This is a genomic window from Pseudomonas sp. SWRI111 (genome assembly GCF_014268555.1).
Taxonomy (GTDB): Bacteria; Pseudomonadota; Gammaproteobacteria; order Pseudomonadales; family Pseudomonadaceae; genus Aquipseudomonas; species Aquipseudomonas hamedanensis.
This window is the reverse complement of record NZ_JABWQQ010000046.1, coordinates 1-12202: the sequence shown is the minus strand read 5'-3', so window position 1 is coordinate 12202 and position 12202 is coordinate 1. Positions and strand designations below refer to the sequence as shown.

At 60.4% G+C, this 12202-nt stretch carries 8 protein-coding genes and 1 pseudogene; 7 read left to right on the top strand and 2 right to left on the bottom strand.

Translation table 11 applies throughout. The annotated features are described in order from the left end of the window. Positions 1–1094 (top strand): annotated as a pseudogene (locus HU755_RS26840) (hypothetical protein); the annotation flags it as partial. Positions 1095–1307: 213 nt separating this feature from the next. On the opposite strand, the gene HU755_RS26835 reads toward HU755_RS26840, so the two are convergent. Together HU755_RS26835 and HU755_RS26830 are read right to left on the bottom strand one after the other, a co-directional pair. Further along, positions 1308–2546, bottom strand: a complete 1239-nt coding sequence (locus HU755_RS26835; protein ID WP_186638273.1) for a M20/M25/M40 family metallo-hydrolase — start codon at positions 2544–2546, stop codon at positions 1308–1310. 212 nt (positions 2547–2758) lie between these two features. After that, a complete protein-coding gene (locus tag HU755_RS26830; protein WP_186638270.1) occupies positions 2759–3832 on the bottom strand; it encodes a diguanylate cyclase in 1074 nt (357 codons plus the stop codon). 189 nt (positions 3833–4021) lie between these two features. Here HU755_RS26830 and HU755_RS26825 point away from each other — a divergent pair, with 189 nt between their 5' ends. The 6 genes from HU755_RS26825 to HU755_RS26800 all read left to right on the top strand — a co-directional run bounded on the left by HU755_RS26825 (position 4022) and on the right by HU755_RS26800 (position 11848). After that, positions 4022–5476 carry an NAD(P)/FAD-dependent oxidoreductase gene (locus HU755_RS26825; RefSeq protein WP_186638263.1) on the top strand — a complete coding sequence of 485 codons (1455 nt, stop codon included), beginning with the start codon at positions 4022–4024 and terminating at the stop codon, positions 5474–5476. A gap of 21 nt (positions 5477–5497) precedes the next feature. Then, positions 5498–6424, top strand: coding sequence for an alpha/beta fold hydrolase (locus HU755_RS26820; RefSeq protein WP_186638262.1), 927 nt, complete (start codon positions 5498–5500; stop codon positions 6422–6424). 175 nt (positions 6425–6599) lie between these two features. Further along, positions 6600–8099, top strand: coding sequence for a glycolate oxidase subunit GlcD (glcD, locus tag HU755_RS26815; RefSeq protein WP_186638260.1), 1500 nt, complete (start codon positions 6600–6602; stop codon positions 8097–8099). Continuing rightward, positions 8099–9148, top strand: a complete 1050-nt coding sequence (glcE, locus tag HU755_RS26810; protein ID WP_186638258.1) for a glycolate oxidase subunit GlcE — start codon at positions 8099–8101, stop codon at positions 9146–9148. The genes glcD and glcE overlap by 1 nt, the downstream gene beginning before the upstream one ends. A 2-nt stretch (positions 9149–9150) precedes the next feature. Beyond that, positions 9151–10371 carry a glycolate oxidase subunit GlcF gene (glcF, locus tag HU755_RS26805; RefSeq protein ID WP_186638256.1) on the top strand — a complete coding sequence of 407 codons (1221 nt, stop codon included), beginning with the start codon at positions 9151–9153 and terminating at the stop codon, positions 10369–10371. A gap of 88 nt (positions 10372–10459) precedes the next feature. Beyond that, positions 10460–11848 (top strand): VOC family protein, encoded by a 1389-nt coding sequence (locus tag HU755_RS26800; protein WP_186638253.1) that lies wholly within the window; start codon positions 10460–10462, stop codon positions 11846–11848. The last annotated feature ends 354 nt before the right edge of the window (positions 11849–12202 follow it).

Below are 12202 nucleotides of genomic sequence, written 5' to 3'. Positions count from 1 at the left end.
AGGAAGCCCTGACTGCGGTTGTTCCAGCCTTCGACAACATGGTCGGCACCCAGTTGAGCGTGACCTGGACCGGCACGCCCGGCGGCGGCAGCCACACCACCGTGCCGGTTACCGTGACCACGCAAGGGCCTCAGAGCGTTCCGCTACCCAACTCGGTGGTGGCCTTCAACCTGGGCAAGCCGGTGACAGTAATCTACACAATAGTCAGCAATGGCACGCCCAAGGACTCCAAGCCCCTTCTCCTGGCGGTGCAGCCGATTGCGCATGGGGATCCGCAGCTGGGCATGCCTCTGATCACCCAAGCCGCTAACGGCGGGGAAGGTCCCGATTTGGACGTCAGCCAACTGACAGAGAACGCGACCATGCGTGTGAACAGCTGGCCGCTGATTGCACTGAGGCAATATGTCTGGTTGGAGCTGGAAGGTACTAAAAAAGATGACAGCGTTTATGCGAAAACGTTTTGGCAGCCGCCTACCGGAACAACCAACGACAGGTGGATCAGCCAAGGCTATTTCACGCATCCGCTTCCGCTGGCCGATCTGCAAAATCTGAAGGACGGCAGCGAGTTGAAAGTGGTGTTCAAGGCGGGACTGAGTGGCAGTCAAGCGGTCGGCGAAGCGATAAGTTTTCCGGTAAGAACTTATACCGTGGTTCTCGTTGCTGCTGGAGGGTATGAAGACTGGACAAACGAAGTCGATCAATACCTTGAAAGGCCCGTCACATTCAAAAGTGGACTAGAATTTACACCGTTATCTTTTGTTGACCGCTTTTTTTTATCGTATAGTTTAGCACTTAATAGAAGGGATATGCATTGCCGTGGGTTGGGCAGCGCGAGATTCAAGTGGACAGGTACCGTTACTAACATCGAGTTGCTTATCTATCGCCCCCACCCTGCCCACAAAATTAGTTTTTTCGATATTAATGGTAATTTATTAGAGCAGCGTTCCCAGCCCGAAGCGCCTACTGGTGACGTGATATTTGAATACCAAGCACCATCCGGAAAAAGGATCTCTTATTTTGAAGTGAATAACGCAGAAGAATCCCTGTCTATTCCAAGATACTATCTTGTCGCCATAAGATGGTTCAATTCATAGCAAGGAAAAAGGGTTTTATACCGTTCTTGTAGACTGTAAAAAAGACATTAACGGTGATTCCAAACAGACGCTTCGACTGGCTCGGGGCGTTTGCTTTTTTGATCGTTCCCACGCTTCGCGTGGGAATGCAGCTCGGGACGCTCCGCGGCCCTGTCAGAGGCGAACGCGGAACGTCCGTTGGGCGCTCTTTTGCTGCGCGTGGGAACGATCACCTCAATGTGGCTTGGCCAACTCCATAATCATCCGCGACAACAGATAAATCCTTGGCGCCACGCTCGCCACCTCGGCATATTCTTCCGGCGTGTGAATATTGCCGCCGACAATCCCGAAGCCATCCAGCGTTGGCGTGCCCACCCCAGCCGACAGACTGGCATCCGCCGCGCCACCACTGCCCTCCTCGGTCAGTTTGCGGCCAATCTCGCCGTAAATTCCCTGGGCCATGGCCATCAAGCGATCCGATTCAGCCGTCTGCGGCATCGGCGGCAGACCGCGCTGCAACGACGTTTTCACTTGCGTCTCGGCAATCAATTTGTCCTGCGAGACCCGCGCCAGATCTTTTTCGATGCGGTCGAATTCCTCTGGCACGGCGGCGCGCACGTCAGCCTTGGCTGTGGCCTGATCAGGAATCACGTTAGTGCGATCACCCGCCTTGAGCACGGTGAAGTTGATGGTGGTTTTCTTCGCTTCATCACCCAGTTTGCCCAATTGCAGAATCTGGTGCGCGGCTTCCATGGCGGCGTTGCGCCCCAGCTCCGGTGCGACACCGGCGTGCGCCGCTTTGCCCTTGACCTCGACCAGTGCCGTCGCGCTGCCCTTGCGCCAGACCACCAGGCCATCGGCCGGGCGACCCGGTTCGAGGTTGAGGGTCACGTCGTGCTGTTTGGCGGTTTTCTTGATCAGGTCGGTGGCGACGTCCGAGCCGGTTTCTTCGCTGGCGTCGAGCAGAAAGGTGATCTGCGCATAGTCCTTGAAGTCGAGATTCTTCAGCACTTTCAGCGCGTAGATGCCGGCGACAATGCCGCCCTTGTCATCCATCACCCCCGGCCCATAAGCGCGGCCATCCTTGATGTGGAATGGCCGTGCGGCGGCGGAGCCTTCCTTGAACACCGTGTCCATGTGCGCCATCAGCAGGATTTTTGCCGTGCCGGTGCCCTTAAGCGTGGCGAGTACATGGTTGGACTTTTCCGGGGTGTTGGGCACCAGTTCGATGCTGGCGCCAAGTTTTTTCAGCTCATCGATAGCGATCTCGCTGACTTGCTTGAGACCGGGTTCGTAACCGGAGCCGGAGTCGATATTGACCAGGCGCTCCAGCAGTTTCAACGCTTCAGGCTGGTATTGCTCGGCATCGGCGAGCACTTGTTTGTGTGGTTCGGCGCAAGCGTTGGCTGCCGAGAATGCGAGGGACAGACCAAGACTGGCGGCCAGCAGCGAGCGGGGAAATGAGAACGTCATGAAGCAGTCCTTGTTTCGTGTCGGAGGGATTCAACCGTAACCGACATTGGCGCAAGGCTCTATAGCGAATGCGACACGCTCAAGACCGACACCGAACAAACCTGTAGGAGTGAGCCTGCTCGCGATAGCGTTGTGTCAGTTAGCATTTAAATCTCTGACAGATTGCTATCGCGAGCAGGCTCACTCCTACAGTTTTAATCGGCGGTGTCCCTTCAAACCGAATCCAGCACCGCCTGCCGGGGTTTGCTGTCGCTGTTGCAAATCACCCGGTTGCGTCCACTCGCCTTGGCTTCATACAACGCCTGATCGGCTTCATCGAGCCAGCGTGTGGCGTCGGCATGGCTCGGGTCATACGCGGCCAGGCCGATACTCAAGCTGACCTTCAATGCCGGATTCTGCTCATACCCCAGAACTGCAAAACGCTCGCGCAAGGCTTCCATGGCCTGAGCGGCGTTGAACAGCGGCAATTCCGGCAGAATCACGCAGAACTCATCCCCGCCGTATCGCCCGGCCACGTCGGTGGCGCGCAGATTCTGCTTGAGCAGTTTGCTCAACTGGCGCAACACAATATCCCCGGCGACGTGACCGTAGGTGTCGTTGATCGCCTTGAAATGGTCGATGTCGATCAACGCAATCGCCGCACCCTGCTGCTGGCGTTTGCAGCGCTGAAACGCAATGTTCAGTTGATCCTTCCACGCGCCGTGATTAAGCAGGCCGGTCAGGCTGTCCGTTCGGCTCAACGCCAACAGCTCGCGCTTGTGCCGCCCAAGGGTGTCGGCCTGACGAAAGCAGATCCAGCCCAGCGCCAATGGATACAGCAACAGCAACGGTAAGCAGGCGTAAAGCTGCAACGGTGATGTCGCCGGGATGAATGCCGGCATAAACACCACCAGCCCGACGCCGACGCCCAACAGTTGTGCTGCCGTCCCGGCGAGCAGAAATCGCCCACCACCGATGGCGACATTGTTCATCGCCATCATCGAAACAGTGGTCGCCGTGGGCAAGGGATTGAACTGCATGGCGGCGACCCAGAAGCCGCCCATGAACGCGTCGATCAGCAAATTGCGGTGTTCGGCGCGATACGGAATGCTCGAACGGCGTGCCCATTGAAACGCCAGATGCGGCCAGACCAGGCCGTTGAACAGCATCAGACTCCACACCCACAGCGGCGGATCGAGCGGGTACATCGCCACGCTGACACACATCAGCCCGAGCAGCAGCCCGAACACCCGCGACTTGTACAGCCTCCTTGCCAGTGAAAGTCCCTTTCCTCGCGTATTTCCCATAGGGGCCTCGACCGCGCGATGCAATGGTTACACCCCGACACGGATGTGTTCGGAGTCTATCAGGGTGGAGTTAAATAGCCATCACCGGCCAGCGGCCTGAATAGAGCGCTATCAGCACCGCACACGCGGCCCAGAGTTGGCTATAACTGAAACAGGGGAAATGGAAAAACAACTATAAGAAGGGGGACCATGCACACCTACCATGTGTTGATCATCGGCAGCGGCTTCGGCGGCCAGTGTGCGGCGGTCAACCTGCTCAAGGCCGGGTTCGATGACTTTCGGATACTGGAGCGACGCGAGTTTTTCGGCGGTACCTGGTGCCAGAACACCTACCCCGGCGCAGCGGTGGACGTGCCGTCGCCGCTGTACTCGCTGTCATTCGCGCCCTACCGCTGGTCGCAGATGTTTGCCGGCCAGGCGGAACTGCGGCGCTACACCGAGCAGGTGATCGAGCAGTTCGGCCTGCGTGAACGGGTGGAGCTGCAAGCCGAGGTCGAGCGCGTCGCATGGGACGAGGCGGAAAAACGCTGGGCGGTGCATACCCGCGCCAAGGGCAGCTTTTACGCGCAGTTCCTGATCAATGCCACAGGGCCGTTGAGTCAGCCGGTCATCCCGCGCTTTCCTGGGCAAGATCGCTTTCAGGGCAAGACGTTTCATACAAACCATTGGGATCACAGCTACGACTATCGCGGTAAACGCGTGGCGATTGTTGGCAGCGGCGCGAGCGCGGCGCAGGTCATTCCGGCGATTGCGCCGCAGGTCGAACACCTGCACGTGTTCCAGCGCACACCGCATTGGGTGCTACCGCGTGCCGATCGCACTTTCGGCCGATTCCAACGCTGGCTGCTCGGTTTGAAACCGGCCTATACGCTGCTGCGCTGGCTGATTTACTGGCAGTTCGAGACCCGGGTGATCGCCTTCAAATACTCGAAACCGGCGATTCGTCTGGTGCAACAACAGGCGTTGCGCTTTCTCAAGCGCCAGGTGCCGGACCCGGTGCTGCGGCAGAAACTCACCCCGGACTTCACCATCGGCTGCAAACGGGTGCTGGTGTCCAGCACCTATTACCCGGCGCTGAACCGCGCCAACGTTACGCTGCACAGTCGCGAACAAGGCATCGCCTCGATTGATGAAACCGGGATAAACACCGAGGACGACCGGCACATCGAAGTGGACCTGATCGTTTGGTCGACCGGTTACGACGCCACCGATGGCGTCATTTCCTACCCGGTCAGCGGCAAAAACGCCGTGCAACTCAGAAAGGTCTGGGCCGAATACCCGCGCGCCTATCTGGGTACCAGCATGCCGGACTTTCCCAACCTGTTTATCGTCACCGGGCCGAACACCGGCATCGGCCACACCTCGGCGCTGTTCATCATCGAATCGCAAATGAACTACATCCTCGACTGCATTCGCACCGTGCAGGCCAAAGGCTTGCGCAGCATCGAAGTGCGCCATGACGCGGAACGTACCTACACTGCAATGATCCACCGGGAAATGCAGCGCACCGTGTGGAAATTCGGGGGCTGCCACAGTTGGTACCAGAGCAGGAGCGGTCATGTGATCGCCATGTTTCCCGGCTTCAGTTTCACTTATCACCGGCTGACCCGGGCACTGAAACCGGCCGACCATATTTTCTCTTGAACACGTAAAAGGAAGACGTCGATGCTTTTGCTGTTTGTCGCTCTCGCGGTTTTCCTGGCCTGGAGCTGGTTGAGTTATCCGGCGGTCGGCCACTGGCTGTATGACCTGAGCATGGCGATCGAGGCCAAGCTGTACCAATTGCACAAGATCGAAGTGCCCATCGCCGAGATGAGCGTGTCGACCTGGCAGGGCGGGCCGTATGAAGCGTCGAGCGCGATTCTGATGCTCCACGGCTTCAGCGCCGACAAGAACCTGTGGCTGCGCTGCGCGCGGCATTTCGTCCGCCAGTATCGGGTGATCATTCCGGACCTGGCCGGCCACGGCGAAACCGGCTTCAAGGCCGGCGGCGGCTACGACATCCCGGTTCAGGCCAAGCGCATGATTCAACTGCTCGATGTCTGCGGCGTGGAGAAAGTCCATGTGATCGGCAATTCCATGGGCGGCTACATTGCAGCGTGGCTGGCGGCGACCTATCCGGAGCGGATCGCCTCGGTCGCGCTGATCGACCCCGCTGGCGTCACCGCACCGCAGCCGAGCGACATGGAGCGCCATCTGGCCCGGGGGCACAATCCGTTTCTGATCGATTCCCGCGAGGATTTCCAGCGCTTGTACGCCATGACCATGGAATCGCCTCCGTGGGTGCCGAAACTGGTGCTGGATGCCGTCGCCCAGCGTTACGAGCAGCAACGCGATGAACTCGAGGAGATCTTCCGCGACTTTCACGCCAGCCCGCCGATGGAGCCAAAGCTGCCCGAGATCAAATGCCCGGCGCTTTTGCTGTGGGGGCGCAAGGATCGCTTGATCGACGTCAGCAGCGTGCCGGTCTGGAGCAAGGGCATTGCCAACCTGCGGGTCGATGTCTGGGATCACGTCGGGCACATGCCGATGGTCGAGCAGCCGGGGAATACCGCGCGGCTGTATGAAGAATTTCTGCGAGGTCAAAAATGACAGTGCACCCTGTGGCGAGGGAGCTTGCTCCCGCTGGGGCGCGAAGCGGCCCTGATCCTGCAAGCGCGATGTTTGTGCTTGGACATGCTGGCATTGGGTCTGCTGCGCAGCCCAGCGGGAGCAAGCTCCCTCGCCACAGGTGGGTATTTCAGTTCCAGGCAATCGGCGGTTGACCATGAACATCCTTTACGACGAGCGCCTCGACGGACCGCTCCCCGAGGTGAACAAGGCCGAACTGCTCAAGCGCTTGCAGCAGGCGCTGCCGGATCTGGACATTCTGTGGCGCGAGGACGAACTCAAACCCTACGAATGCGACGGTCTCTCCGCCTACCGCACCACACCGATGCTGGTGGCCCTGCCCCGGCGTCTCGAGCAAGTGCAGACCCTGCTCAGGCTCTGTCATGAACATCACATTCCGGTGGTTGCCCGTGGCGCAGGCACCGGTTTGTCCGGTGGCGCCTTGCCCCTGGAAAAAGGCGTGCTGCTGGTCATGGCGCGGTTCAACAACATCCTGCACATCGACCCGGCCGCCCGCACCGCACGGGTCCAGCCAGGGGTGCGCAATCTCGCCATATCCCAGGCCGCCGCGCCTTTCGGGCTGTATTACGCGCCCGACCCGTCCTCGCAGATCGCCTGCTCGATTGGCGGCAATGTCGCGGAAAATGCCGGCGGCGTGCATTGCCTCAAGTACGGTCTGACCGTGCACAACCTGCTGAAAATCGAAGTGCTGACCATCGAAGGCGAGCGCCTGACCTTGGGGTCCGAGGCCCTTGATTCGCCGGGCTTCGACCTGCTCGCACTGTTCACCGGTTCCGAAGGATTGCTGGGGATCATCACCGAAGTCACAGTCAAACTGCTGCCCCGCCCGCAAGTCGCCAAGGTGCTGCTGGGCAGTTTCGATTCGGTGGAAAAAGCCGGCCGCGCGGTCGCCGACATCATTGCCGCCGGGATTATTCCCGGCGGCCTGGAGATGATGGACAACCTCGCCATCCGCGCCGCCGAGGACTTTATCCACGCCGGCTACCCGGTCGATGCCGAGGCCATTCTGCTGTGCGAACTCGATGGCGTGGAGGCCGATGTCCACGACGATTGCCAACGGGTGCGCGAGGTCATGACCCGCGCCGGTGCCAGCGAAGTGCGGCAGGCCCGGGACGAAGCCGAACGTGTGCGTTTCTGGGCCGGGCGCAAAAATGCCTTTCCGGCCATCGGGCGTCTGTCTCCCGATTATTACTGCATGGACGGCACCATCCCGCGCCGCGAATTGCCCGCCGTTTTGCAGGGCATCGCCCGTCTCGGCGAGGAATATGGCTTGCGCGTGGCGAATGTGTTCCATGCCGGTGACGGCAACATGCACCCGCTGATTCTGTTCGACGCCAACCAGCCAGGTGAACTGCATCGCGCCGAGGCGCTGGGTGGCAAGATTCTCGAATTGTGCGTGCAGGTCGGCGGCAGCATTACCGGTGAACACGGGGTGGGCCGGGAAAAAATCAATCAGATGTGCGCGCAATTCAACAGCGATGAGTTGCTGCTGTTCCACGCAGTCAAAGCCGCGTTTGATCCACAAGGCCTGCTCAATCCCGGCAAGAACATCCCGACCCTGCACCGCTGCGCCGAGTTCGGCGCGATGCACATCCATGCCGGGCAACTGCCCTTCCCCGAGCTGGAGCGTTTCTGATGGCCGATTTCGATGCCGCCGACGCCCTGCTTGATCAAGTCAGAACAGCGCTAGCCAATGCCACGCCAATGAAAATCCAGGGTGGCAACAGCAAGGCGTTTCTCGGTCGTGAGGTGGCCGGCGAAGTACTCAATACCCGCGTGCATCGCGGCATCGTGCGTTACGAACCGACCGAACTGGTGGTCACGGCGCGTGCTGGCACACCGTTGTCCGAGCTGCTCGCAACGCTGAACGCCGCCGGGCAGATGTTGCCATGCGAACCACCGTCGTTTACCGACAGCGCCACGGTGGGCGGCATGATCGCCACCGGGTTGTCCGGACCACGCCGGCCGTGGTCCGGCTCGGTACGCGATTTTGTGCTAGGCACGCGAGTCATCACCGGCCTCGGCCAGCATTTGCGCTTCGGCGGAGAGGTGATGAAAAACGTCGCCGGTTATGACCTGTCGCGGCTGCTGGCCGGCAGTTTCGGTTGCCTCGGCGTATTGACCGAAGTGTCGCTGAAAGTGCTGCCCAAACCTCGCCAATGCCTGAGCATCCGCCTCGATATCGACTGTGCCCGCGCCTTGAGCAAACTTGCCGAATGGGGTCAGCAGCCGCTGCCAATCAGCGCCGCGTGTCACGATGGGCGCAGCCTGTACCTGCGGCTGGAGGGTGGAGAAGGTTCGGTGGCAGCGGCGCATCAACGCCTCGGTGGCGAGCCGCTGGATTCGTCTTTTTGGGGCGATCTGAACGAGCAGCGCTTGAGCTATTTCGATGAAGCCTTGCCACTGTGGCGGCTGTCATTGCCGAACAATCTCGGCCCGCTCGACCTGCCTGGCGAGCAGTTGATCGACTGGGCCGGTGCGCAACGCTGGCTGAAATCCGAGCGCAGCGACATTCACGCCCTAGCCCACGCCTTAGGCGGTCACGCGACGTGCTTCACGCATGGCGCCATCGACTCACCGTTTCAGCCACTGGCGCCGACGCTGCTGCGCTATCACCGACAACTCAAGGCACAACTCGACCCGCAAGGGCTGTTCAATCCCGGACGGATGTACGCCGAGGTCTGACCATGCAAACCACACTCAGCGAGCAATCACGCCGGTTGCCCCGCGCCGCCGAAGCGGAAAAGATCCTGCGCACCTGCGTGCATTGCGGATTCTGCAACGCGACGTGCCCGACCTATCAGCTGCTCGGTGATGAACTCGATGGCCCGCGCGGGCGTATTTATCTGATCAAGCAAGTGCTCGAAGGCGCGCCGGCCACCGAGCAGACGCAACTGCATCTGGACCGCTGCCTGTCGTGCCGCAATTGCGAAACCACCTGCCCGTCCGGCGTCGATTATCACAACCTGCTCGACATTGGCCGTGCGGTGGTCGATCACGCAGTACCGCGCACGCCGGCCCAGCGTCTGCTCCGTGAAGGCTTGCGCGCATTGGCACCGAATCCGCGGTTGTTCAAGGGTTTGCTGCGAATGGGCGCGACGCTTCGCCCGCTGCTGCCGCGCTTGCTTGAAGACAAACTGCCGCAGCACTCGCCGGCGGCGGGTTCGCGCCCTACCCCCCGGCATGCCCGCCGCGCCTTGCTGCTGGAAGGTTGCGTCCAACCGGGCCTGTCGCCGAACACCAACGCCGCAACCGCACGGGTCCTTGATCGTCTGGGAATCAGCGTCACGCCAGTGGCCGAAGCCGGTTGTTGCGGAGCGCTGGACTATCACCTCGATGCGCAGGCCAGAGGCCTCGACCGCGCCCGACAGAACATCGACGCGTGGTGGCCGCATGTGCAGAGCGGCGCCGAAGCCATCGTCCAGACCGCCAGCGGCTGCGGCGCATTCATCAAGGACTACGGGCATTTGCTGGCGAACGATCCGGCTTATGCCAACAAGGCCCAACAGATCAGCGAACGAAGCGTCGATCTGGTGCAGATCCTCGCGCAGGAACCGCTGGAGCAGATCTGCGCCGCCACTGAGCGTCGTATCGCCGTGCACTGCCCTTGCACCTTGCAGCACGCGTTGAAACTCGGCGGCGCGGTGGAAGCCGTGCTGACGCGCCTGGGTTTCAACCTCACCCCGGTGCCGGACGGCCACCTGTGCTGCGGCTCGGCAGGCACTTACTCGCTGACCCAACCGGTATTGGCCAGACAGTTGCGCGACAACCGCCTGAATGCCTTGGAAAGCGGCGACCCGGAGCTGATCGTCACCGCCAACATCGGTTGCCAGAGCCATTTGGCCAGCGCCGGCCGCACCCCGGTTTTGCACTGGATCGAACTGGTGGATCAGTCGTTGGCAGAATGAAGTTCGTAGGATTCTTCGTTTGCCCGCGTGGGCGAAGGCTGCGATCTTTTCCGTCATTCATTCCGTGACCGTGCCAGGAATTTTTTTCATGACCGTGCAGCCGTTCGTCAGTCCCGACCTGATCCGCCAGCGCTTCTCCCGAGCGATGTCCGACATGTACCGCGAAGAGGTGCCGCTGTATGGCGCGCTGATGGCGCTGGTCAAGCAGACCAACCGTGACGTGCTTGAACGCCAACCCCACTTGGCCGAACACTTGCGCAGCACGGGCAAAATCGAGCGGCTGGACATGGAGCGCCACGGCGCTATCCGCGTTGGCACGGCAAGCGAACTGGCTACCCTCGCCCGCCTGTTCGCAGTGATGGGCATGCAGCCCGTGGGCTATTACGACTTGACCCCGGCGGGTGTGCCGGTGCATTCCACAGCGTTCCGTGCGGTGCATGAAGAAGCGCTGCGGATCAGCCCGTTTCGGGTCTTTACCTCGTTGCTGCGCCTGGAACTGATTGAAGATCCTGAAGTGCGTGAATTCGCCGAATCGGTGTTGGCCCGACGGTCGATTTTTACCGAAGAGGCATTACGGCTGATTACCCAGGCGGAAACGGCGGGCGGGCTGAATGAAGCTGAAGCCGCAGAATTCGTCTTACAGGCACTGGAAACTTTTCGCTGGCACCACAGCGCCACGGTCACGGCCACGCAGTATCAGACCCTCAGCGCCCAGCATCGCTTGATTGCCGATGTCGTCGCGTTCAAAGGCCCGCATATCAATCACCTGACACCGCGCACCCTGGACATTGACATCGTTCAGACGCAGATGCCGGCCCATGGCATTACTCCAAAAGCGGTGATCGAAGGCCCGCCGCGGCGCAACTGCCCGATCCTGCTGCGCCAGACCAGTTTCAAAGCGCTGGACGAGCCGATCGCTTTTACTGATCAGAACCAGACTCGCGGTAGCCACAGCGCACGTTTCGGCGAGATCGAACAACGCGGAGCGGCGCTGACGCCCAAGGGTCGAGCGCTGTATGACCGCTTGCTGAATGCCGCTCGCGATGAACTCGGCGGCTTTCCCAACGAAGCCAACGCCGCACGCTACAACGCGCTGATGACTCAGCACTTTGCCGAATTTCCTGACAGTCTCGACGGCATGCGCGAACAGGGACTGGCGTATTTTCGTTATTTCGCCACCGAAAAGGGGCTGGCCGCTGCGGGACTCGGTGAAACATCACTGCAAGATTTACTGCGCGACGGCTACGTGAAAGCCGAGCCATTGGTGTACGAAGATTTCCTTCCGGTCAGTGCGGCAGGGATTTTTCAGTCGAACCTGGGCGATGCCGCGCAGGCGCACTATGGCGAGCATTCCAATCGCCAGGCTTTTGAACAGGCGCTGGGGCGTTCGACCATAGATGAGCTGGGGTTGTATGCCGAAACGCAGCAGCGCTCGATCAAGGAGTGCGCCGAAGCGCTACGGATTAATCTGACCTGAACTCCCACAGGTTTCGGGGCTGAACGCAAATTCGGAGCAAACCACACATCCCTTTGTAGGAGTGAGCCTGCTCGCGATAGCGGTTTACCAGCCGCCAATGATTCGCCTGCACGGACGCCTTCGCGAGCAGGCTCGCTCCCACAGGTTTTGCGGATGAACACGAATTCTGGGCAAACCACACATCCCCTGTAGGAGTGAGCCTGCTCGCGATAGCGGTTTACCAGTCGCCAACGATCCGCCTGCACGGACGCCTTCGCGAGCAGGCTCGCTCCTGCAAGTTTTTCGGTGAACCCGGGCTTTCGGGCAAACCACACATCCCCTGTGGGAGCGAGCCTGCTCGCGAAGCAAACACCT

Bases quoted from the DNA above. Each gene is read 5' to 3' on its own strand.
- HU755_RS26800 (WP_186638253.1), top strand. From the start codon at position 10,460: ATGACCGTGCAGCCGTTCGTCAGTCCCGACCTGATCCGCCAGCGCTTC.
- HU755_RS26830 (WP_186638270.1), bottom strand. From the start codon at position 3,832: ATGGGAAATACGCGAGGAAAGGGACTTTCACTGGCAAGGAGGCTGTAC.
- glcE (WP_186638258.1), top strand. From the start codon at position 8,099: ATGGCCGATTTCGATGCCGCCGACGCCCTGCTTGATCAAGTCAGAACA.
- HU755_RS26825 (WP_186638263.1), top strand. From the start codon at position 4,022: ATGCACACCTACCATGTGTTGATCATCGGCAGCGGCTTCGGCGGCCAG.
- HU755_RS26835 (WP_186638273.1), bottom strand. From the start codon at position 2,546: ATGACGTTCTCATTTCCCCGCTCGCTGCTGGCCGCCAGTCTTGGTCTG.
- glcF (WP_186638256.1), top strand. From the start codon at position 9,151: ATGCAAACCACACTCAGCGAGCAATCACGCCGGTTGCCCCGCGCCGCC.
- glcD (WP_186638260.1), top strand. From the start codon at position 6,600: ATGAACATCCTTTACGACGAGCGCCTCGACGGACCGCTCCCCGAGGTG.
- HU755_RS26820 (WP_186638262.1), top strand. From the start codon at position 5,498: ATGCTTTTGCTGTTTGTCGCTCTCGCGGTTTTCCTGGCCTGGAGCTGG.